Genomic DNA, 22,401 nt, shown 5'->3' on the forward strand with positions numbered 1-22,401 from the left:
AACAGAATGGAAACACTTTCGGCGTTACTGGCTGCCATTCCGCAGCCCGATGTGGCGGGCATGGCGCGCGCTCAGCAGCATATTGATGGCCTGTTAAAGCCGCCCGGCAGCCTTGGCCGTCTGGAGACGCTGGCGGTACAGCTGGCCGGTCTGCCTGGCTTGCAGGGGCAGTTGGCGCTGGCGGAGAAAGCGATTGTGGTCATGTGCGCCGACCATGGCGTCTGGCATGAAGGCGTGACCCCTTCGCCGCAGGGGGTGACGGCCATTCATGCCGGCAATATGGTGCGGGGCAACACCGGCGTCTGCGTGCTGGCGGCGCAGGCCGGGGCCAGGGTGCAGGTAGTGGATGTCGGCATCGATGCCGACCCGCTGCCGGGCCTGATTAACCTCAAAGTGGCCCGCGGTAGCGGGAATATCGCCCGGACGGCGGCCATGAGCCGCCAGCAGGCGGAGACGGTGCTGCTGGCCAGCATGCAGCTCACCCGCCAGCTCGCTGCCGACGGGGTGAAAGCCTTCGGCGTCGGCGAATTGGGAATGGCCAATACCACCCCGGCCGCAGCGACGATCAGTGTCCTGACGGGCAGCGAGCCTGACGCGGTGGTGGGCTGTGGGGCCAATCTGCCGCTGGCGCAGCGGGGCCATAAGGTGGCGGTGGTGCGCCAGGCGATAGCCCATAATCAGCCGAACCCGGCCGACGGGCTGGATGTCCTGGCGAAGGTGGGGGGTTACGATCTGGTGGGCATGACCGGGGTGATCCTCGGGGCGGCCTCCTGTGGCCTGCCGGTGGTGCTGGATGGCTTCCTCTCCTATGCCTCTGCCCTGGCCGCCTGCCGCATGGCCCCGTCGGCGCACCCTTATCTTATTCCTTCACACCTGTCGGCGGAGAAAGGAGCGCAGATCGCCCTCGACGCGCTGGGTCTGCGGCCGTATCTCGATATGGACATGCGCCTGGGAGAGGGCAGCGGCGCCGCGCTGGCGATGCACCTGCTGGATGCCGCCAGCGTGATGTATAACCAGATGGGAACGCTGGCGCAGAGCAATATTGTGTTGCCCGATAGCGCGCCGTCATCCTGATGGTAAAGCGCATCGTCCCGCGATGGGGGCGATGCGCCGGGTTTACAGGGCCAGCTGCCAGACCGCCTGGGGTAGGAGATAAACCTTCGCCGGGGCGCGCATGCCGTCGGTGACAATATGGCGGATGCCGCTGGCCATCACCGCGAGGGTGACGTCAAAGGCGTTCAGGCTGTCGCCGAAGCCAGCGGTCAGATTGAGCATTGAACCATTGGCCAGCAGATAGACGGTTTTGTCGGCCATGCGGTAGGCGTTGATATACGGCATCACCTCTTCCTGGGGGTACTGGCGCAGGTACTCGCCGTCGATCTCTTCCGCCACGTGGCCGACGTTAAGGATAAATACTCCCGCTTTCGCCCGGTCCAGCGCCTGGCGATTAACCACGTTTTTACCGCCTGTCGCTGTGGCCACCACGTCCGCCGAGGCGATTGCCTCCTGGAGGTCCACCACGTGCCAGCCGTCGTAGGCCGCCTGCAGACGGCGGGCAGGATCGATCTCCGCCACCATCACCTGACCGCCAAAAGCTTTTGCCGCCGCCGCGACGCCCTGGCCGACCAGGCCGTAGCCGATCACCAGCACTTTTTTCTCATGCAGGGTGAGGTGAGTGGTCTGGAAGAAGGTGTGCCAGGCAGTGAGACCGACCATATGGCGGTTGTGCAGCCCCTCTTTGACCGGCAGATCGTCCCAGTTAAAGATCGGATAGCCTGGCTGAATATCCCCCAGCCGATTGACGCCCGAGCCGGTGGCTTCCAGACCCGCCACGATGTTCCCAAACTCGCCGCGCTGGTGGAGCAGGGTGGTGATATCGGCGCCCATCTCGCACAGGTGAGTGGGCTGCCAGGCAATCGCTTTTTCCCATGACTGTTGCCAGTCGGCATCGCTCATATTGCGCCACGCGCAGGCCTCGGCGCCGCGCTCCACCAGCCAGGCCACCACGTCGTCCTGCACGGTGGTGGGGTTACAGGTGGTTAAAAAGACCTGAGCGCCCTTGTCGAGGATCCCCTGCACCAGCGGGATCATTTTCATGTCGAGGTGCATACAGCAGGCCAGACGCACGCCGCTGAGGTCGGGCAGCGCGGCGACCTGACGCAGGGTACGCGGCATATTCTGGCTGGCCCATGCCACTTCTTTCGCTAAAGAGATTTTATTATTCACTGGGTTATGACCTTCAATTCGCAAAAGGGGTATCCCCCTGACCGAAAAGGGATTCTATCAGCCCCCGCGAGAATTCACAGCACAATGCCGTCGGACATCGCCGCCCGCGCTATCCCCTGCGAAAGACAGGGTTGTTAATTTAAGGTTAAAAAAAGAAAATAAAATATAAGTAATTCCTATGATTTGAGCGATGAAGCGATGTTGAGTGTTATTCCTGTGGGGATATTTTCACGGCTGCGGATTTTCCTTGGCCGCCTGAAGCCGCACGCGCTGCCGGTGGCCCGCCGGCATATCGTGCTGGGATCCATTGGCGCCGGCACCGGACTGGCGGTGACCAGCATGTTCAGCCACTGGCTGCTCGGCGAAGTCAATCTGTGGTTTATTGCCCCGATGGGGGCCTCGGCGGTACTCCTGTTTGGCGTACCGAGCAGCCCGCTGGCGCAGCCGTGGTCGATTGTCGGCGGCAACGTGCTGTCGGCGCTGATCGGCGTCACGGTCGGTATGCTGGTCCCCGATGCGGCGCTGGCCTGCGGTCTGGCGGCGGCTCTGGCCATCGCCGGGATGTATTTTCTGCGCTGTCTGCATCCCCCCGGCGGCGCGGTGGCCCTGACGGCGATCCTCGGCGGCGCCGGGGTGCACAGCGAAGGCTATCACTTTGTGCTGACCCCGGTGCTCCTCAACTCGCTGATGCTGGCGCTGCTGGCTATTGTGTTTAATAACCTGGTTGGCCGCCGTTATCCGCATCCGCTGGCGGCAGAGGAGGTCAAATCCAGGGCGGTGCCGCTGGGTATTTCGGTCACCCGGGAAGATATTCACGCCGCGCTGCTGGAAGGCCAGTTCCTCGACATTGATGAAGACGATGTCCAGGAGTTGCTGGAGAATATCGAGCAGCAGGCGCGGCAGCGTATCGCGACGGCAGCCCGCCGCTAAGGGCGTACTGCGGGCTGCGGGTTACAGATCGCCGGTAAGATACTGCGCGACCCCGCGGCCAAAGCTCCAGTCGCCTTTCTGGTTACTGATAATCGACACCATCAGATCATCGCCGCTCAGGCCGCAGTGTTCCGCCAGCTCCTCCTGCAAAATGGCGAAGAAGCGCTGCTTCTGCGCCTCGCTGCGCGGGCTGGTATAGACCCGCACCACCACCAGATCCCGCGTGCGGGTCAGTCCGAGGCCGGTATCTTCAATCACCATATGGTGGGCTTTGTTTTCATGAACAATCTGGTAACGGTCGCGTTCTGGTACCTCGAAGGCGCGTAGCACGGCGCGATGGGCGGCATCCAGCAGGGTTTTGACCTCCTGTTCCGTACGGCCTTCAATCAGGTCAAATGTCAGTAATGGCATGCAGGTGCTCCTTATCGTTAGGGAATAATGATGGGCTCAACAAGATGCTAGCCGATGCCGCCGTCGGCAAAAACCGCTATAGTTGAATACATTGTTTTTACTGGTGAACAATCACATGAGCGAGAGTCGTCCGGAGAGTTACTGGCCCCATCTGTACTGGCTGACGGTGCTGGAAGAACAAAAAAGCTATACCCGGGCCGCGGAAAAGCTGGGGATCAGCAAGTCGGCTATCAGCCAGAAAATCAGCGAGCTGGAGCGGGTGACCGGTAAAACCCTCGTCCATCGCACCACCCGCAGCGTGAGCCTCAGCGACGACGGACTGCGGCTGGTGGCGGAGCTCAACGAGCCGTTTGGTCAGCTGCGGGATATTTTCACCGGCGCCTGCGATGAGGGCGGGCCGCTGAGGGGAACGCTGCGCCTGACCGCGCCGGTGGCCTTTTCCCGCCAGCAGCTGGTCCCGGTAATCGCGCCGTTTTTGCATCAGCATCCCCAGCTGCATCTGCAGCTTGAGGTCACCGACCGGCTGGTCTCTCTGGCCAGCGAAGGGTTCGATCTCGCCATCCGCCACTGTCGACGCGAGGCGCTTCCGGATACCCACGTCGCCTGGCCGCTGTGTCACACCGCGACGCTTACCGTCGCGTCCGCCGACTATATTCGCCGCCATGGCCGCCCGGAGACCCCCGAAGATCTGCGCCACCACCAATGCCTGACCTATCCCCGTGGGCCACAGCGCCCGCAGTGGACGTTCGCCTCCCGTCAGTCGCCCGATGCTCGGGTGACCATCAACGTGCAGGGGCCATTCGCCACCAATAACAGCGAGTCGCTACGTGATGCGGTGCTGGCGGGGCTTGGGGTGGCGCTGTTGCCGGATTTCAGCGCCCGGGAGGCCATTGGCCGCGGGCTGGTGCAGGAGCTGCTGCCGGCGTGGCAGCCAGTAGAGGTGTTTGCCGATCGGCTGTACGTCATCCGGCCCTATACCCCGCGCGTGTCGCGCGCGGTGGAAACCTTCAGCCGCTACCTGAAAGCGACCTTCAGCGAGACGCGTCCAGCTCCTGCGCCAGCGCCTCGCTAAAGCGGGGCAGCAGATGGCGCTCGCCGGGAAGCAGCTGCGCGAGAGTAACGGTCTTGTCAGCGCAATAGACCCGCTCGCTGCCGAGCTGCGCTTCGAAGGCGTTCGCCGCCTGATGCGCCGCGCTCAGATCGGCGTCAATAAGGATCACCGCATGGGCCAGCACCACGTGGCCGCCGCCCGCCGCCAGCGGCCGCCAGTACTGGGCGGTACCGACAATCTTGCGCGCCTCCGCGCATTCTCCGCAGGCAAGATTATACCGTCCATCGCAAAAGGAACCGCTCACCGCCCGGGGGTGGCTGGCAACGCCGAAGCGCGCGAGGGTGCGCTGCAGCACAGCGCACAGCGAATGATAGATCGGTTCGGCGGCTTCGCCGAGCGGCTGCTGCACCGGCCAGGCGAGGCTAAGGTTGATAATGCCCGGCCCCTGGGGCACCAGACCGCCGCCGGAGCGGCGAAGCCATACCGGCCAGCCGCGCGCGGCAAAATGCGCGCTGACCGCCGGCAGATCCGTAAACTGACGATAGCTCCCCGGCACCACCAATCCCTGCGGCGCCTGCCAGAGCTGGGCGACGGCCTCGCCGGCGCTGGCTTTAGCAAACAGCGGCTGTTCGGCCTGGGTGGGATCCTCGCAAAACTGCAGCGCCAGCGAGGAGGGGGAAAAACGGCGAGGCCAGCAGTCGGCCAGGGTTAACTGAGACATGCATTCTCCTTACCGGAGGGCGCGGGTTACGCCCTCCGCTGGTGGGTCAGTCGACGGGGGGCTTTTTCATCAGCAGCGCGGTGAGCGCTGACAGCAGGCATCCTGCGGTCAGATAGAGGGCCACGCTGTGCCACGATCCGCCGGAGAAGGTGACCAGCGCCGCGGCAATAAACGGGGTAAAGCCGCCGCCGACCACGCTCGCCACCTGGTAGCCGACGCCGGCGCCGCTATAGCGATAGCTGGCGCCGAACAGCTCGGTAAACATCGGCTGCTGGACGCAGACCACCATATCATGGGCGATATTGGCCAGCATCAGGGCGAAGAACAGGATCCAGAAAACGGACTGACTCTCCAGCGCCATAAAGAACGGGAAACCGCTCAAAGTGCCGATCAGCGCCCCGGTGATATAGATCCGCCGACGGCCAAAGCGGTCTGCCAGCCAGGCGAAACAGGGGATAGTCAGGCAGCTAAGACCGCCCACCAGCAGGCCAATGTTGAGAAACAGCTCGCGCGGCAGGCCGAGGTTTTGCGTGGAGTAGTTGAGGGCGAAGGCGGTGACGATATACATCGTCAGCAGTTCACACAGCCGCAGGGCGATAATCAGTAAAAACGCTCCCGGATGGCGAAGCAGCGCTTCCACTACCGGTAGCCGCTTTTTCATCTGCGGCGCGTTGTCCAGGCTCTGCTGCGCTTCAAACTCCTGCGATTCCGCCATGCCGTTGCGGATCCACAGCGCAATAAGGACCAACACCACGCTGAACAGGAACGGTAAGCGCCAGCCCCAGCTGAGGAACTGCTGGTCGCTGGTCAGGCTGCTAATCAGCGATACCAGCCCGGTAGAGAGCAGGAGGCCGACGCCGTAGCCCACCTGCACCCCGCTGCTGTAAAAGGCTTTTTTCCCCTGTGGGGCATTCTCCACCGAGAGCAGCGCCGCGCCGCCCCATTCGCCGCCGACGGCGAATCCCTGAACCGCTCGCAGGAACACCAGCAGCACCGGCGCCCACCAGCCGATCTGGTTGAACGAGGGGAGCAGGCCGATGCAGGCAGTGGCGATACCCATCATCCAGACGGTCATCATCAGCATCCGTTTCCGCCCGAGGCGATCGCCGAAGTGGCCAAAAATAATTCCGCCGAGCGGGCGAAAAAGAAACCCAACGCCGAAGGTGGCAAAGGCGGCAAGCGTTCCCATCGCCGGGCCGATTTGCGGGAAAAATTCGCGGTTGAACACCAGCGCGGCGGTAATGCCATAGAGAAGAAAATCGTACCAGTCGACCACCGCGCCGGCAAAACTACCCCAGGCCGCCCGCCGGGCCCGATGTAGTGAATCTGGCGCCTCGCCGGGCTGCACGCTTATTGTTGAATCCATACCCTGTCCTGTCAGTCACGTACTTCATTGTTATTGGAATGAGACGCTTTTACCGTTGCGTCTGCTCTGAGACTACCGCGCAGCGGCCGTGGAGGAAAGTAGTTTGCCTGCTAAGCGGGGGAGATGGCGCAAAAAAGAATCGATGGGAAAGGCGGTCGAAATCACACCCTGGACTTAACATTCTGGCAATTTGCCATCCAGCTTATACTTTTTATTAAATCAACGGATAACAAAGATGGACACCTTTTAAGAATCGATGTAAATGGTTTACACTTAACGTGTCTCCCTCTCTGGAATGGTGAGTAAAATGCGTCTACTTCTTGCAGTTTTATTTTGTTCTGTCATGTTGCCTTCTGCTTATGCTGAAAAACTGCCTGCGCCGACAGGAAAACCTGTACTGACCATTTCCGGAAAAATCGGAAATATGAATGTCGGCGACAAGGCCGTTTTTGATCTCGCAATGCTGGAAAAACTGGGGATGAAGACGGTAGAAACCACCACCCCCTGGTACACCGGCAAGGTTCGTTTTGACGGCATTCCCCTTAATAAACTCATGGATTTAGTCGGCGCGAAAGGTACATCGGCCCGTGTGCTGGCGCTGAACGACTACACCACCATTATCCCGATTGATGATTTTTATAAATTCCCGGTCATTATGGCGTTAAAAATGAACGGTCAATATATGCGCATTCGTGATAAAGGCCCGTTATTTATTGTCTACCCTTACGACAGCAGTGCTGAATTACAGAACCAGATCTATTATTCCCGATCGGCCTGGCAAGTTTCAAAGATGATTATAGAATAAGGGTTGGATCTTGAATCGAATACTCACGGCTATTATTTTGTCGTTATTTGTTGTCACCGGATATATTACTTATCTGGTGCATGAGCGACAAAGTGAGTTGCAAAAATTTACCCGCTATACGGACTCGTGGTCAATGTCGCAAATGGTGTCGGAATATATGCGGCTGGAGTCTCGTCTGGCGGGAATGGCGATTGGGGCCGAAGGGGCGGACCACGATGAGGTGCGCCTGCGTCTTGAGATCATGATGAGCCAGATCGAGCTTCTGCAAGAGGGCGATCTGGGTAAATTTATCAATAAAAGCGAGCAGCGGAAGACGGTGGTTGCGACGCTGATTCGTAATCTTCATCTGCTCGATAAACAAGTTGATACCATGACGCCGGAGCAGGTCAGACAGATCCTGCCGGTGTTAAGCGAGCTTGATGGTCCGCTGACCTCAATGGCCGCCGCCACCCTGACGCAAGATATCAATATCGTTAATATCACCCATGATAAAATCCAGCATCTCTATTATATCTACTCGGTGATCTCCATTCTGCTGATCGCCATGTGTATAACTCTCGGTCTGCTGATGCTCCGACAGAATAATAATCTGCGTCGCGCCCATGTTCGTATGAAAACGCTGGCCAACGATCTGCAGGCCTCGAAAGAGAAGCTGCAGGTGCAGAACCGCCGGCTGCAGTACGATGCCTACCATGATTCGCTGACCGGTATGCCCAACCGTCTCTCTTTCTGGCAGCGGCTGCAGGAGATCGTCAACCAGGTGCGTCCGTATAAGGGATGCGCCGTGGTGATGCTTTTCGACCTCGACAGCTTTAAGGATGTGAACGATACCCTTGGCCATGATGCTGGCGATAAGCTGCTGCAGGATCTGGCCAGTCGCCTCTCTTTTTTCCGCAAAACCTCCGAGACGCTGTATCGCCTTGGCGGTGATGAGTTTGCGATGCTCTCCTACGATCTCACTGAGGAGATGGCCCTTGAGCGGGCCAATGTTATCCGGGAGAAGATCAGCCAGCCCTATCAGATCTACGATGCGCAGATTAATATCGACGCCTGCATTGGGATCGTGATCTCTGACGGTGAAAGTCGTACCGATTATCTGTACAAGTGCGCCGACCTCGCGCTGTATGAGGCGAAAAAAGAGGGTAGCGGCCATGTGCAAATCTTCCGGCCGGGGATGCTGCAGCGCCTGCAGGAGAACAAATCGTTTGAAGACGATCTGCTGCAGGCCCTAAGTCTACTATCAGCCGATCGCCGATACCGTCACGCGCGAAATCTACGGCTATGAAGCGCTGGTTCGTTGGTTCCATCCGGTGCGCGGCGCCGTGCCGCCGACGGTGTTTATTCCGGTGGCAGAGAAAATCGGTCTTATTAATGCCCTTGGCGAATGGGTGCTGAAAACCGCCTGTGCCGAAGCGGCCAGCTGGGCGACGCCGCTGAAGGTCTCGGTCAACGTTTCACCAATTCAGTTGATGAATACATCGCTGACCGACACCATTATCGAGGTGCTGCATCAGACCGGCCTCGATCCGCGACGTCTTGATCTGGAGATCACCGAGTCGGACGTATTCAATGAGAACACCCGTTCGCTGGAAATTCTCAGCCAGCTGCGCGAGCAGGGCATTCAGATCTCCATCGATGACTTTGGTACCGGCTATTCTTCCCTGTCCCGTTTAAGCTACTTCCCGTTCGATAAAATTAAAATCGACCGCTCGTTTGTCATCAATATTCCGGAACAAAAAGACGATCTGGATATCGTCCGCCTGATTATCAGCATGGGAAAGAGCCTGCATATGCGCATTGTGGCGGAAGGTGTAGAGACCGAAGAGCAGTTGGCTTCGCTGCAGGCGCTGGGCTGTGACCTGGTTCAGGGATATTTAATCGGCAAACCGAGTCCGCTGCGCTAACAAATTTTTAACGTGTCTACTTTTATTCTCCCGGGCGATTTCAGGATCCTGAAATCGCCTTTTTTATTTTCTCTTAGCGCTAATCCCTGCGAGGTATAAAAAGGAGTAGGCGTAAAATTCCACAACAAAATAATATCCTTAACGTTTAAAAGGGGTATATGATATGCATCATATAGGCTATTTCTGAACGTCGCGTTTGAGACGGTAAAGTGAGGCACAATTATGCAGCGAATCATTATTCCCACCCATTACGTTCACACCCGCAGCACGCCGCTGTGGACCAAAGAGACCGCCCCGGCCTCTATCTGGCGCCGCCATCTGGATGCCGGCACCCGGCAGGGCGTCTACCCTCGTCTCTCGGTGATGCAGGGGGCGATCCGCTATCTCGGCTATGCCGATGAAACCAGCCCCGAGCCCGTTGAAACCCTGACTATTGAAGCCGGCCAGTTTGGCGTCTTTCCGCCGGAGAAGTGGCACTGTATTGAGGCCCTCTCAGAGGACACGGTTTTTAATGTCGACTTTTATGTTGATCCAAAAATTCTCATCGAGGGATAACAAGAGATGACCAGTGAAAATAAAGGTTATACCTTAGCGCTAGAGAATGGCCGACTTCACCAGAAGCAGGAAAAAATATTTCTCAAACCAATGGTGTTGTATATTCCACAGCAGGCGGTGGAGGCCGTTAATGACCTGCTGAGCAAGTTGCCGGACGACAGGGAAGAGGGGGAGTTTCTGTTGACGGTCACCAATAACAATAACGGCGTCTCGGTTGATAAAACCTTTTCCTCGCTGGCGGCGCTGCGCGACCCGCTCACCGCCGCTGATACGGTGAAGGATCTGATCAATATCGTTCGCGGCTACGAGTCCGATGAAGAGACCAACGTTTGCGGCTGGTAAGCCCGCTACTCTTCCGCCGGATGGCGACCGTCACCTAATGCCATCTGGCCGACCAGCCACTCCCGCAGATTGATAATATCCGCCCGCTGCGCCGCAGCCTCGGTGGTGACCAGGTAGTAGCGGGCGCCAGGCAATGCGTTGCTGAACGGCGCGGATAATACGCCGCGCTGCAGCAGATCCCGCGCCAGCAGTTCGCTGGCGATCACCACTCCCTGACCGGCCACCGCCGCCTGCAGGGCATGGGTCTCATCGCTAAAGGTTAACCCCGCATCAATATTCAGCTTCGGCGGTCCATAGCGCCGACGCCAGTTCTCCCAGCTCGGCGAATCAGCTGGCACGCGCCGGTTGGCAACGTGAAACAGCGTCACCCGCTGCAGATCTTCAGGCCGGCTGAGGCCCAGAGTCGGGCTGGCGACCACGATAAAGCGATCCTCATACAGCAGCGTGCAGTACAGGTCCGGCTCCGGCGTTTCACGATAGCGAATCGCGGCGTCTACCGTGCCCAGATGCAGATCCACTCGTTCGACGCTGGTGTGTAGCCGCAGGTCGATAGCCGGAAAGCGGGCGGTGAAATCCGCCAGCCGCGGCACCAGCCAGTGGGTGAGAAAATTGGAGGTGGTGGTGACGGTTAAGGATGGCGGCTGACGGGCATGAGCGATCTGGACGACGGCCTGTTCCAGGGCGCTAAAGGCGCGTTGGGTGGCGGCGTAAAGGATCTCGCCATCAGCGGTCAGACTGACGCCCTGCGCGCTGCGTTCGCAGACCCGGCACTCCAGCACCGACTCCAGCAGTTTAATCTGATGGCTGACCGCCGTCGCGCTGACGCCGAGCGCCTCGGCGGCCTGTTTAAAACTGCGGTGGCGGGCGACGGCATGAAAAGCGCGTAGCGCCCCCAGCGGCGGCAGACGGGGTGGTCTCATGGCTGAGTTTTTCTCATCTATGGCTGAAAACTATGCGTTTGTGTAAGGCAATATAGTGGCGATAGGCTACGGGCATGTAAAGACAATGACATGAATTAAATTCATGCAGCTTCGCCTGTCAGGAGTCAACTATGCACGTTGTAAGCCGCTACACCGCCGCGGAAGCCGCGGCAACGATCGACCCCCGCGGCCGCGCTATCGCCCTTAGCGTGGTCATCGCCGCCGGGGCCTTGCTGTTAATCATGCCCCCGGTTATCGGGGTGACCGGCACGCTGAGTCTGCTGACGGCGCTGATTGCGGCCTTTGGCGTCGGGTGGGGATTCACTCGCGGACAATCCTGGCTTTATCGCTCACCCCTGGCGGCGACGCGCTGGGCCTTTCTGCTGTCAGCGGCCGGCTGGCTGCTGGCGCTGGTGGCCTGGTATGGCGGGCAGGACTGGCCGGCACTGCTGCCGGGCGTGGCGTGCGGTGGGGCGGGAGCGGCTGTCGCCTGGCGCATTGCGGCGGGTAGGACGGCGCTGCCGGGGATGCGGGTCAGCGGCGCCACGGTGCTGAGCGTAGCTATCGCCATCGCGGCGACGCTGCTGACCTGGCATACTGCGGGAGGAGGACGCCATGGCGTCTGCTTTGCCTTCGCCGTGCTGCTTGACTGGGCGCTGCTCGGCGCGCTGATGGTGCGGATCCGCCAGCAGGAGAGTGCGGCCTGATACCAGACGCGGTCTGGTCCAGGATCGGCGAATCAAGCGAGACAGGGTAAGTTGTCCCGCCCGGCGTTAAATATCTTCTACACTGTTACAGGCATCACATTCCTGTGCGGTCGGCACTCCTGCCGGCCGCCGTCGGCGTTCAGCCCAGGCACGGGCCTGCGGGCTGGTTATCCTGAAAGAGGAGTCTGTAATATGGCATTTGTCACCACCCAAGACGGCGTCAACATTTACTTTAAAGACTGGGGACCAAAGGAAGCTCAGCCGATTGTCTTTCATCACGGCTGGCCGTTAAGCGCTGACGACTGGGATAACCAGATGTTATTTTTCCTTGCCGAAGGGTTCCGGGACATCGCTATCGATCGTCGGGGTCATGGCCGCTCCGATCAGGTTAGCGAGGGGCACGATATGGACCATTACGCGGCGGACGTTTCGGCGGTGGTGGAACATCTGGATCTGCACAATGCGGTCCACGTCGGGCACTCCACCGGCGGCGGCCAGGTCGCACGCTACGTCGCCCGCTATGGTCAGCCGCAGGGGCGGGTGGCGAAGGCGGTGTTAATTAGCGCCGTCCCGCCGCTAATGGTGAAAACCGAGCAGAATCCGGGCGGGACGCCGATCGAGGTGTTTGACGGTTTCCGCAAAGCGCTGGCGGCGAACCGCGCCCAGTTCTATCTCGACGTCGCCTCTGGCCCGTTCTATGGCTTCAATCGTGATGGAGCAGAGATATCCCAGGGGACGATCCAGAACTGGTGGCGACAGGGGATGATCGGCAGCGCCAAAGCCCATTATGAAGGCATTAAGGCGTTTTCAGAGACCGACCAGACGGAAGACCTTAAGTCGATCACTTTGCCGGTGCTGGTGATGCAGGGAGATGACGACCAGGTGGTCCCCTATAAAAATGCGGCCATCCTGCAGGACAAGCTTCTGCCGAACAGCCAGCTGAAAATTTATCCTGGCTTCCCGCACGGGATGCATACCTCCCACGCCGATACTATCAACGCCGATCTGCTGGCGTTTATCCGCGCCTGATCTGCCCTCTTTGCCGGGCAGAGTGCCGTTAATGGCATTCCGCCAGCGCCCTGGGCGCCAGTCGCCTGGGGCGCGCCGGTTGACGTGCAGAGGAAATCTGCTTAACTCATGGGGTACCTGACGACTATTTTCCCCTCGCAGGATAAAACGCCGGGTTTCTCTGCGGAAACCCGGCGGAATTCTGCGCAAGAGACAAGTGAGAGACAATGAAATTAGCCGGACTTCATCCCGACGAGCAGCGTCGCCTGCAATCGCTACGCTCTTCCGGGCTGTTGAATAGCGGAAAAGAAGAACGCTTCGATCGCCTGACCAGGCTTGCCCGTTCGCTGTATAACCTGCCGGTGGCGTCCATCAGTCTGGTGGGGGAAGATCTCCTGCATATCAAGTCCTGTGCCGGTCTCGATGTGGACACGGTGCCGAGAGATATTTCATTTTGCGCCCATACCATTCTGCAAACCGACCCGCTTATCGTCAACGACATGCAGCAGGACGAGCGCTTTCACGATAACCCGCTGGTCATTGAGGCGCCGTTTATCCGCTTTTACGCCGGGTATCCGGTGCAACTGCCGGATGGCGCGACCGTCGGGTCGTTCTGCCTGATGGATCACCAGCCGCGATCGTTTTCCGCCCATGAAATGCAGATCTTAAGCGATCTGGCGGCGATCGTGGAGGATGAGTTCAAGGTGCTGGATGCGGCAACCTCGGATGAGCTGACGGGACTGTTTAATCGCCGGGGATTCCTCACCCTGGCAGAGTATGCCCTGCTGACGGCCCAGCGCCGCCATGAGCCGGTGAGCCTGGCGTTTGTCGACCTCGATCGCTTCAAGCACATCAATGATACCTGGGGGCATGAAGAGGGCGATCGCGCGCTGATCGCCATCGCCGACTTGATGAAAGCGGCCTTCCGCGAGTCCGATATCCTCGCGAGGCAGGGTGGGGACGAATTTATCATTCTGTTCGCCAATACCAGCCGCCACGATGCCGCGACGGCGATGGAGACGCTCAGCCACAACGTGGCGCGTTTCAACCAGCAGGCGGCCAATCCCTGGCAGCTGGCGTTCTCCTGGGGCTGCGTCGAATACGATCCCGCCAGCCATCCCAGTCTCAACGCGCTGGTGGCCACCGCTGACCGCCTGATGTACCAGGCGAAGCAGAAGCAGGGACGCGAGCGCCGTTAATCCTTTGCGGCGGTGGCACTCAACAGGTACTGCTGCGCCTGCTGCCGCTTCTGCGCATAGCTGCTGAGCAGCGCCTGCTGCGATTTCCCTTCGTTATCGTAAAACAGGCCGCCTTCGTCGGCGATAAAGCGATAATGCTGTTCCAGCTGGTTTATCACCCAGTCAATGCGTTGCAGGGTGAGTAAGGTACAGGACTGACCATGCAGGTCGTCTTCAATATCCAGCACATGTGAGCGAAAGGCCTCTACGGCAAACAGCCGGCTCAGCGCGGCAGGGTCCGCCAGCGCCGACTCCCAGCGCGCCGTCAACTGCTGAAAGTGAGCCAGCACCAGCGGGTCAGCGCGCCGGGCGCGAAGCCAGACGAGCTTCCGGCGGTAGCTTTCGACCGCCAGCCGCTTCATCTCGCGATATTGCGCCAGCTGCTGTTCGGCGTCAGGGATCCTGGTCATCAGCCAGCTAAAAAAGAAGCGAGTCTCAAAACGTTCGACAAAGTGGAACAGCGGGTCGGCCAGACCATTGCTGTTGAATTCTCTCAGCGGGTCGAAGGGATACATATAGCCAAAATCGAACAGCCATAACTGCTCCTGCCGGTCCACCAGCAGATTCCCGCTACAGAGATCCCACTCCATCAGCCCCTGTTCTTCGCAGGCTTCCAGAGTAGTAAATAGCTGGGCGATCAGCGGCGGGGTCAACTGATGTATCGGCTCGCCATCGATCCAGGGGGAGAGCAGGATGCCGAGGCGATAATCGGCATACAGCGTTGGGACGATGTGGGTGAAGCGCGGCGCGGTGACCGGGTCATCCTTCAGCTGTTGCAATGCCTGCCGACGCTGTACCTCATTTAAAAACGACAGCTGGCCGTTGAGGTTGGCAACGCCGGCGACGGCGCGACGTTTCTTTAAATTGTACTCCTTGCCGGCGATGCGCAGACGATAAACCTCGCCGGTCAGGCCTGAGCCGTATACCTGCACCACATAGGGGGAATCGGGGCCCAGTGCGGCGAGGGTCTCCGGCGGCAGCGGGCAGTGGCTGACGTTGCCGACGATAAGAGGTTCCCCGCTGCGATCGAACGCCTGCTGTTGCTGTTGTCTGAGGTTCATGATGCCTCCGGGTAAAACGTTAGACAGAGTGGATAATCCACGCTATCTCACCCGCAAACGGTAGTGAATTCATCCTACTGGCAGGCGCTTTTTCAGGCTGAGCTGGGGTGCGTTCACGGAGGACACGCGGGGCGTAGGGCGGCGGTAGGGAACGGCGCAGTAAGTCTCGGCGGGTTCTGGCTGTTGTAGGCATCGTTTAACAAGCTGACCCGGCTACCTGTCGTGGTTCCCGTCATCTGTGGCGGACACTTTGCGCGTACAGCAGTTTCACGGTTTCACTGGAGGAGGCGGGGACCAAAACAACAGGCGTTATTCGTTGCGACCAGCCCAGCACTATCGATATGGCGGCCCGGAACGGCAAACGTCTGGAGCGCATACCTGACGCCGTTGTCAATGAGGTGCTTGCCTGGCTGGATGCGATTCTGCGTTAAGGCCAGAGACGCAGAAAAGCAAAAAGCCTGCTCGAAAGCAGGCTTTTTAAATATGGCTCCTCTGACTGGACTCGAACCAGTGACATACGGATTAACAGTCCGCCGTTCTACCGACTGAACTACAGAGGAATCGTGTGGAGTCGTATCTTAGCGGCGAAAAAACTTTTGTCAAACATCAATTCGCCTGTTCAGGTGCAACTGCCGCTTCCATCGACAATTTGTTGTCATTTCCGACAATTATTACGGAAAATACTTTGCAGGATATCCATTTCTCAATCATCATTTGAAATGTTGTTTCAACATCTCTCACTAAGGTCTCTCTTGAACGTCACCTCCGCCGTACGCCAGGCTGTCGAACGGACATCCTGGTTTAAAAAACGTCAGCGTTATCGTGTGCTGTACTGGCGCGAAATCAGCCCTCTCGCTGTGCCCATTCTGCTGGAAAATGCCTGTGTGCTGCTGATGGGGGTGTTGAGCACCTTCCTTGTCAGCTGGCTGGGAAAAGAGGCCATGGCCGGTGTGGGGCTGGCCGATAGCTTTAACATGGTCATCATGTCCTTCTTTGCCGCCATCGACCTGGGCACCACGGTGGTGGTGGCCTTTAGCCTCGGCAAGCGCGATCGGCGGCGGGCGAGGGCGGCCGCGCGCCAGTCGCTGGCCATTATGACCCTGTTTTCCATTTTGCTGGCGGGGGTGATCCATGCCTTTGGCCAGGAGATTATTGATTTTGTCGCCGGCGATGCCACCGCCCAGGTCAAGGACCTGGCGCTGACCTATCTGGAACTGACGGCGCTGAGCTACCCGGCGGCGGCGATTGCGCTGATCGGCAGCGGGGCGCTGCGCGGCGCCGGCACCACCAAAATCCCGCTGCTGATCAACGGCGGGATGAATATCCTCAATATCTTAATCAGCAGCGTGCTCATCTACGGCATCTTCTCCTGGCCGGGGCTGGGGTTTGTCGGCGCCGGGCTTGGGCTGACCATTGCCCGCTATATTGGCGCGATAGCCACGATCTGGGTGCTGATGGTGGGCCTCAATCCGGCGCTGCGGCTGTCGCTGAAGGGTTACTTCAAACCCTTTAACTTCGCCATTATCTGGGAGGTGATGGGGATCGGCATCCCGGCCAGTATCGAATCGGTCCTGTTCAATGGCGGCAAGCTGCTGACCCAGATGTTTGTCGCCGGGATGGGCACCAACGTTATCGCCGGCAACTTTATCGCCTTTTCGGTGGCCTCGCTAATTAACCTGCCGGGCAACGCCCTCGGCTCGGCCTCGACGATCATTACCGGCAAGCGGCTGGGAAAAGGGCAGATTGGTCAGGCTGAATTCCAGGCCTGGCACGTATTTTGGCTGTCGACGATCATTCTGACGCTGATCGCCTGGGGCAGCGCCCCCTTCGCCGGCTTTATCGCCTCGTTCTACACCCATGAAGAAGATGTAAAAGAAGTGGTTAAACAGCTGCTGTGGCTCAACGCCCTGTTTATGCCGATCTGGTCGCTGTCGTGGACTTTACCCTGCGCTTTTAAAGGCGCCCGTGACGTACGCTACACCATGTGGGTGTCGATGCTCGGCATGTGGGGCTGCCGGGTGGTGGCGGGCTATACCCTGGGCATCGTGCTGGGGATGGGGGTGATTGGCGTCTGGTTAGGGATGGTGCTCGACTGGGCGGTGCGCGGCGTGCTGTTTTATTTCCGAATGGTGAGCGGCCGCTGGCTGTGGAAATATCCGCGCGTGAAGGCTTCATCGGAGGAAAGCTGAGCCGTTTGCGAGGCTAAACGCCATTTTTTGCGCAAAGTGAAGAATAATTCGGCAAACGATTCATTTTATTGAAAACAGGCTTTGACAGCGCCGGGCGTCATCGATAATATGCGCCCCGTTCACACGATTCCTCTGTAGTTCAGTCGGTAGAACGGCGGACTGTTAATCCGTATGTCACTGGTTCGAGTCCAGTCAGAGGAGCCAAATTTAAGAAGCCTGCTTTCGAGCAGGCTTTTTGCTTTTCTGTCTACCACCTTTCTTCCGTGGACAAACACCGCCGGGTCGTTTGTTTCGCTTATCCGGACGCTGACGCTCCCTGGCGGGTAACGTCAGCGTTTATCTCACGATTCCCACGTCATCGACGATTAACGGAACGGCGGCTCGTTGAAGGTGCGCAGCTTACGCGAGTGCATGTGATCTCCCTCGGCGCGCAGCAGGTCAATCGCCCGGATGCCTATCTGCAGATGCTCGGAGATAGCGCCCTCGTAAAAGCGGTTAGCCTGGCCGGGGAGCTTGATTTCACCGTGCAGCGGCTTGTCCGAGACGCAGAGCAGCGTGCCGTAGGGGACGCGGAAGCGATAGCCCTGGGCGGCGATGGTCGCGCTCTCCATATCGATAGCTACCGCGCGGCTGAGATTAAAGCGCAGCGCCGAAGCGGAATAGCGCAGCTCCCAGTTACGGTCGTCGGTGGTGACCACCGTCCCGGTACGCAGCCGCTGCTTAACCTCTTCGCCGGGCATCCCGCTCACCTGCTTGGTGGCGTCGTAGAGGGCGCGCTGCACTTCGGCAATGCTGGGGATCGGAATATCTGGCGGCAGCACCGCATCCAGTACATGATCGTCACGCAGATAGGCGTGGGCCAGCACATAGTCGCCGATGGCCTGGCTTTCGCGCAGGCCGCCGCAGTGGCCGATCATTAACCAGACGTCCGGCCGCAGTACCGCGAGATGATCGCAGATGGTTTTGGCGTTAGCCGGGCCGACGCCAATGTTAATCAGGGTGATCCCTTTGCCGTCGTGGGTGATCAGATGCCAGGCCGGCATCTGGTGCTTCTTCCACGCCAGATCGGAAATGGCCTGTTCCGGCGCTTCGGTCTCGGCGGTGATCCAGATCCCGCCGGCGCAGGAGAGAGCGATATAGGGGCTGTCGGGATCGAGGATCTGGCTGCAGCCCCAGCTGACGAACTCATCCACGTAGCGGGTATAGTTGGTGAACAGCACGTAGGGCTGGAAGTGTTCCGCCGGCGTGCCGGTGTAGTGACGCAGACGCGCCAGCGAAAAATCGACGCGGCGGGCGTCAAAGTGCGACAGCGGATAGAACTCGGTGGGATGGAACAGGCCATCCGCGGTCTCATCGCCAATTTGTGACAGCTCGGTGGTAGGGAAATAGCGCGTCAGACCGGCGCTCATCGAGCGGTCGAGTGTCAGGGTGGAACCATCGATCACGTAAGGATAGGGGATCTCATGCTGCGACAGCTCGACGCTGATATGCGCGCCATAGTCCTGGTACAGCAGGGTCAGCTGTTCCAGCAAATAGTTGCGGAACAGTTTCGGATTCGTAATGGTGGTGGTATAGCAACCGGCATGGGTGAAACGTCCCCAGGCGCGCGTTTTGAGGGCTTTATGATCGGCGCCGTCCCAGGAGACCGACAGCTGCGGATAGACAAAAAGACCTTCCGCGCGGGCTTCGGTATCGGGGAGCGTATTATGGTCGATATAGTCGCCGATGGCTTTGCGTAACGCCGTGACCGAGGCTTCATAGCGCGCTTCCAGCTCGGCAAGCGCTTGTTCCGGGGTCAGACTGGCGGCCTTGATATTCATGATTCGCTCCTTGTTTCAGGTCTGCTGACATTCCCGATAGTATGTCACAGCGGGAAAAGGGCGAAGGAGAATTTATCTGTCAAATGCGACGATACTCAGACCATAACCAGTAAAGGGAGCGGGCTCGTGTTATTTGCCGGCGTTTGTCCAACGCTCGCTGCTATAATGAGTGGCGTTGCGGATCTTCAAAGTTTGCGTCGGATTATTATTCAGACAATAGCGCGCATCGGCCAGCGGAGTGAGTTTATCCTCTTCCCGCAGGCGGAGGCGACAGGCTTCAATCTCTGCGATCATCTCCAGCGCACCGCTCTGAAGCACGACGCGGCAGAGGCTGGCCGAAGCCGCGTCCTGTACTTTTTTTACCCACCACTCCATCTGTTTTTTATCCTCTCATAGCGACATGTGCGTCGATAATTCATGTTTCTTAAAAATCTGACAATAAGATTATCCCCTTGGTTTATGCAGTGTTTAAAAATACGCAACCGATTGTTGATCTGTGCGCTAGGTTTTTTTATGCCGGGGGGCAATGATCTGCCGGGTTTAATTTGCAGGAAGCGATGACTATGCTGAAAAGCAGTCCGTGAGAATAGCCTGTCAGGAAGAGGGCTGATAAGTCCGGCTACGCAATAAATATAAGAGAGAGCGTCATGAAGCATCTATTTCGACACTGGCGAACGTCCGGCGCCGTTATCGGCTCACTGCTGAAAAAAGGGAGCATTGCGGTACTGGCGCTGCTGGTGGTCTTTCTCGCCGGGCGGATCTATGAGTCCCAGCGCGGCCCGGCCCTGCATCGCTGGCATACCTGGAGTGGCAACGAGATGTCGGCCGAAGAGATCGACCAGGCGACCTTTGCCCAGTATCTGGCGCGGGAGAAGACGATTTTCGCCGATCTCCAGCGTGAGGTGACAGAGGCTTTGCCGGAGGAAGATAAAACCCCGGTCAACCGCTTTTATCGTCACAGCCGGGTCTGGCCGGGGCAGTTTAAGCAGGACTGGAACCGTTCTTTTGTGCTGATGCCGCTGGGCAAGCCGCGCGGCGGCGTGGTGCTCCTCCATGGCCTGACCGATTCGCCCTACAGCGTTCGCTATCTGGCGCAACTCTGGCAGCAGCGGGGTTATGTGGCGGTGGTGCCGCGTTTGCCGGGACATGGCACCGCGCCGGGGGCGTTAACGGCGGTTGACTGGGAGACCTGGCTGGCGGCGACGCGTCTGGCGGTACGCGAAGCGACCCGCCTTGCCGGGGCGGACGTGCCGCTGGATCTGGTCGGCTACTCTAACGGCGGCGCGCTGGCGCTCAAGTATGCCCTCGATAGCCTGGAGGATAGCCACCTGCGTCAGCCGCAGCAGATTATTCTGCTGTCGCCGATGATCGGCGTGACCGCATTTGCCCGTTTCGCCGGCCTCGCCGGGCTACCGTCCGTCTTCCCGGCGTTCGCCCGTGCGGCCTGGCTGAACGTGGCGCCTGAGTTTAATCCGTTCAAGTACAACTCCTTTCCGGTCAAGGCGGCGAGACAATCGTGGTTATTGAGCCAGGCGCTGCAGCAGCAGATTATCCGCGCGGCCCGGCAGGGCGAGCTGAAAGCGCTGCCGCCGATCCTCACCTTTCAGTCGGTGATGGATTCCACGGTCAGCACCCGCGCGGTGGTGGAGTCCCTGTATCGCTATCTGCCGGATAACGGCAGCGAGCTGGTGGTGTTCGATATTAACCAGGCGGCGGATCTCCGGGTCCTGTTTCGCCCTGCGCTCTATGCGGCGGTGAATACGCTGCTGCCCCCGGCGCCGCGGACCTATACCACCACGGTGGTGACCAACGCGACGGCGCACACGCTGCAGACCGTCGCCCGGACCACGCTGGCCCAGGAACGGGAAGAGCATCGTTATCCTTTACACCTGGCCTGGCCGGCGGATATGTACTCTTTGTCGCATGTGGCGGTGCCGTTTCCCCTGAGCGACTCGCTGTATGGTCGCGAGCCGGACGAGAAGAACCGCTACGGCATTAGCCTGGGCACCATTTCACTGCGCGGAGAGACCGGGACGCTGAGCGTGGGGCTGGAGACGTTAATGCGCGTCACCTCCAATCCATTCTTTCCATGGATGATGACGCGCGTCGATGAGCGCATCGCCTGCGGCGAACAGGCGGCGGTGGCGGCCTGCCTGAAAGCGCAGGCCAGAGCAGAGGCGTTAAAACAGGATCAGGTGCAGAACGGTACGCAGCAGGATACCGACGATCGCCGCGGGAGCCACGAAGCGGAACAGGCGGACAAACCGTGAGCTGATGCCAAGAAAAATGCCGATACCGGGAAGATCAAAGGTCTGGATCAGTAGACCTGCCGAGGCGTTGACCTGGTCCACGGTGACTTTGCCCTGCTGGATCAGCTCGGAAATGACGCCAAAGTAGGCGGTGCCCCCGGCAACGCACTTCACCAGCGCCGGCAGCACAAAGTTCTGGGGGATGTGCAGCCAGCTGAGAAGCGGCTTCAGCAGCTGCTGCAGCAGGTCGATAGCCCCGGCGCCCTGCAGCAGCCCGACGATGGTTAACGACAGGATCAGCATTGGCACCGCGCCGAGCGCCAGGCGGATGGCGTCGGAGCCGGCGCTATTAATCACGGCCAGAATTCCCTGGCTGTTCTGCTCGGCATTCGGCAGCGCTTCCGCGCGGGGGTTCTCGGCGACCGATAAGCGCCGTCCGGTGACGTGCCAGGCGACGGCGGCCGCGCACAGGCCGCCGACCACCGAGATAACGATCGAGGCCAGCCAGTGCAGACCAAAAGGGGTAAGAGGATAGAAGACGTTGCCTTGCCCCATGGCGAACACCATGGCCAGCGTGGCGGCCATTTGTCGGTCCGAGACGCCGCGTTTATCCATAATCGACAGCGTGGCGAGCGGGGCGGCAAAGCTGACAAAGTTAATCTGGATCAGGGCGAAGGCGCTCATCCCGGTTAAGCCGAAGGGCTTCAGCAGCGGGGCCACCCAGCGAACAATCACATCGAGGATACCGCGGACCTCAAGGTATTTCATGATGATCAGCATGATCACCATGATCGGCAACAGCGTATACAGCGCGACGTCAACGGACGACTTGCCCGCCGCCATAATGATGCTTATGACATCCATTTACTTTTTTTACCACTCGCAGAGCTATTCGTTC

General features: G+C 59.2%; 21 protein-coding genes, 2 tRNA genes and 2 pseudogenes. 15 read left to right on the plus strand and 10 right to left on the minus strand.

The features are described from left to right. Positions 1-6: 6 nt before the first annotated feature. Positions 7-1,074: a nicotinate-nucleotide--dimethylbenzimidazole phosphoribosyltransferase gene (gene cobT, locus DR88_RS04710; protein ID WP_004148988.1), complete on the plus strand. Its 1,068-nt coding sequence runs from the start codon at positions 7-9 to the stop codon at positions 1,072-1,074. Positions 1,075-1,116: 42 nt separating this feature from the next. On the opposite strand, the gene DR88_RS04705 is transcribed toward cobT, so the two are convergent. Next, positions 1,117-2,226: an adenosylhomocysteinase gene (locus DR88_RS04705; protein WP_004148987.1), complete on the minus strand. Its 1,110-nt coding sequence runs from the start codon at positions 2,224-2,226 to the stop codon at positions 1,117-1,119. Positions 2,227-2,424: 198 nt separating this feature from the next. Here DR88_RS04705 and DR88_RS04700 point away from each other — a divergent pair, with 198 nt between their 5' ends. Beyond that, positions 2,425-3,156, plus strand: a complete 732-nt coding sequence (locus DR88_RS04700) for an HPP family protein (protein ID WP_032444049.1) — start codon at positions 2,425-2,427, stop codon at positions 3,154-3,156. A gap of 21 nt (positions 3,157-3,177) precedes the next feature. Here the strand turns inward: DR88_RS04700 and DR88_RS04695 are convergent, their stop codons facing one another. Next, positions 3,178-3,567, minus strand: coding sequence for a tautomerase family protein (locus tag DR88_RS04695; protein WP_004175282.1), 390 nt, complete (start codon positions 3,565-3,567; stop codon positions 3,178-3,180). Between the two features lie 115 nt (positions 3,568-3,682). Between DR88_RS04695 and DR88_RS04690 the strand changes: the two genes are divergently transcribed. Beyond that, entirely contained in the window at positions 3,683-4,639 is a 957-nt protein-coding gene (locus tag DR88_RS04690) for a LysR family transcriptional regulator (protein ID WP_004148986.1), read from the plus strand. On the opposite strand, the gene DR88_RS04685 is transcribed toward DR88_RS04690, so the two are convergent. Both DR88_RS04685 and shiA read right to left on the minus strand, forming a co-directional pair. After that, positions 4,599-5,339, minus strand: coding sequence for a lipoate--protein ligase family protein (locus tag DR88_RS04685; protein ID WP_025862166.1), 741 nt, complete (start codon positions 5,337-5,339; stop codon positions 4,599-4,601). The genes DR88_RS04690 and DR88_RS04685 overlap by 41 nt on opposite strands. A gap of 46 nt (positions 5,340-5,385) precedes the next feature. Continuing rightward, a complete protein-coding gene (shiA, locus tag DR88_RS04680) occupies positions 5,386-6,705 on the minus strand; it encodes a shikimate transporter (protein ID WP_004148985.1) in 1,320 nt (439 codons plus the stop codon). 307 nt (positions 6,706-7,012) lie between these two features. Between shiA and DR88_RS0126580 the strand changes: the two genes are divergently transcribed. From DR88_RS0126580 to DR88_RS04670, 4 genes and pseudogenes are all read left to right on the plus strand, one after another. Further along, positions 7,013-7,510, plus strand: coding sequence for a putative pterin-binding protein (locus DR88_RS0126580; protein WP_017879892.1), 498 nt, complete (start codon positions 7,013-7,015; stop codon positions 7,508-7,510). Between the two features lie 10 nt (positions 7,511-7,520). Beyond that, positions 7,521-9,414: pseudogene (locus DR88_RS0126585) on the plus strand (putative bifunctional diguanylate cyclase/phosphodiesterase). A gap of 222 nt (positions 9,415-9,636) precedes the next feature. Beyond that, positions 9,637-9,969: a TehB family protein gene (locus DR88_RS04675; protein ID WP_002911866.1), complete on the plus strand. Its 333-nt coding sequence runs from the start codon at positions 9,637-9,639 to the stop codon at positions 9,967-9,969. 6 nt (positions 9,970-9,975) lie between these two features. Next, a complete protein-coding gene (locus tag DR88_RS04670; RefSeq protein ID WP_004148980.1) occupies positions 9,976-10,311 on the plus strand; it encodes a DUF1869 domain-containing protein in 336 nt (111 codons plus the stop codon). A gap of 5 nt (positions 10,312-10,316) precedes the next feature. On the opposite strand, the gene DR88_RS04665 is transcribed toward DR88_RS04670, so the two are convergent. Next, positions 10,317-11,231 (minus strand): LysR substrate-binding domain-containing protein, encoded by a 915-nt coding sequence (locus DR88_RS04665; protein WP_004148979.1) that lies wholly within the window; start codon positions 11,229-11,231, stop codon positions 10,317-10,319. 131 nt (positions 11,232-11,362) lie between these two features. On the opposite strand from DR88_RS04665, the gene DR88_RS04660 reads away from it, so the two are divergent. The 3 genes from DR88_RS04660 to DR88_RS04650 all read left to right on the plus strand — a co-directional run bounded on the left by DR88_RS04660 (position 11,363) and on the right by DR88_RS04650 (position 14,145). Next, complete coding sequence (locus tag DR88_RS04660) at positions 11,363-11,938, plus strand: hypothetical protein (protein ID WP_004175291.1); 576 nt, start codon at positions 11,363-11,365, stop codon at positions 11,936-11,938. A gap of 192 nt (positions 11,939-12,130) precedes the next feature. Further along, positions 12,131-12,967, plus strand: coding sequence for an alpha/beta fold hydrolase (locus DR88_RS04655; RefSeq protein WP_025861905.1), 837 nt, complete (start codon positions 12,131-12,133; stop codon positions 12,965-12,967). A gap of 206 nt (positions 12,968-13,173) precedes the next feature. Continuing rightward, on the plus strand, positions 13,174-14,145 hold the full coding sequence (locus DR88_RS04650; RefSeq protein WP_002911798.1) for a sensor domain-containing diguanylate cyclase: 972 nt from the start codon (positions 13,174-13,176) through the stop codon (positions 14,143-14,145). Here the strand turns inward: DR88_RS04650 and DR88_RS04645 are convergent. Continuing rightward, entirely contained in the window at positions 14,142-15,245 is a 1,104-nt protein-coding gene (locus DR88_RS04645; protein ID WP_004148977.1) for an AarF/UbiB family protein, read from the minus strand. The genes DR88_RS04650 and DR88_RS04645 overlap by 4 nt on opposite strands. A 189-nt stretch (positions 15,246-15,434) precedes the next feature. Between DR88_RS04645 and DR88_RS0126595 the strand changes: the two are divergent. Then, positions 15,435-15,676 (plus strand): annotated as a pseudogene (locus DR88_RS0126595) (type II toxin-antitoxin system PemK/MazF family toxin); the annotation flags it as partial. Between the two features lie 53 nt (positions 15,677-15,729). On the opposite strand, the gene DR88_RS04640 reads toward DR88_RS0126595, so the two are convergent. Next, positions 15,730-15,805, minus strand: a tRNA-Asn gene (locus DR88_RS04640). Between the two features lie 5 nt (positions 15,806-15,810). Between DR88_RS04640 and DR88_RS31790 the strand changes: the two genes are divergently transcribed. From DR88_RS31790 to DR88_RS04630, 3 genes are all read left to right on the plus strand, one after another. Beyond that, complete coding sequence (locus tag DR88_RS31790; RefSeq protein WP_004225945.1) at positions 15,811-15,963, plus strand: DUF5951 family protein; 153 nt, start codon at positions 15,811-15,813, stop codon at positions 15,961-15,963. Positions 15,964-15,997: 34 nt separating this feature from the next. Further along, positions 15,998-17,434, plus strand: coding sequence for an EmmdR/YeeO family multidrug/toxin efflux MATE transporter (locus tag DR88_RS04635; RefSeq protein WP_004151469.1), 1,437 nt, complete (start codon positions 15,998-16,000; stop codon positions 17,432-17,434). A gap of 128 nt (positions 17,435-17,562) precedes the next feature. Continuing rightward, a tRNA-Asn gene (locus DR88_RS04630) sits at positions 17,563-17,638 on the plus strand. A 161-nt stretch (positions 17,639-17,799) separates the two neighbouring features. On the opposite strand, the gene DR88_RS04625 is transcribed toward DR88_RS04630, so the two are convergent. Further along, a complete protein-coding gene (locus tag DR88_RS04625; protein WP_004148975.1) occupies positions 17,800-19,254 on the minus strand; it encodes an AMP nucleosidase in 1,455 nt (484 codons plus the stop codon). Between the two features lie 129 nt (positions 19,255-19,383). Beyond that, entirely contained in the window at positions 19,384-19,629 is a 246-nt protein-coding gene (gene pmrD, locus DR88_RS04620; RefSeq protein ID WP_025861906.1) for a signal transduction protein PmrD, read from the minus strand. 272 nt (positions 19,630-19,901) lie between these two features. On the opposite strand from pmrD, the gene DR88_RS04615 reads away from it, so the two are divergent. Further along, a complete protein-coding gene (locus tag DR88_RS04615; protein WP_004148974.1) occupies positions 19,902-21,524 on the plus strand; it encodes an alpha/beta hydrolase in 1,623 nt (540 codons plus the stop codon). Here DR88_RS04615 and DR88_RS04610 read toward each other — a convergent pair. Beyond that, the gene (locus DR88_RS04610) at positions 21,435-22,367 is read right to left on the minus strand and encodes a nucleoside recognition domain-containing protein (protein ID WP_004184763.1); all 933 of its coding nucleotides are present in this window, start codon (positions 22,365-22,367) and stop codon (positions 21,435-21,437) included. The genes DR88_RS04615 and DR88_RS04610 overlap by 90 nt on opposite strands. Between the last annotated feature and the right edge of the window lie 34 nt (positions 22,368-22,401).

This window comes from Klebsiella pneumoniae, from assembly GCF_000742135.1.
GTDB lineage: Bacteria > Pseudomonadota > Gammaproteobacteria > Enterobacterales > Enterobacteriaceae > Klebsiella > Klebsiella pneumoniae.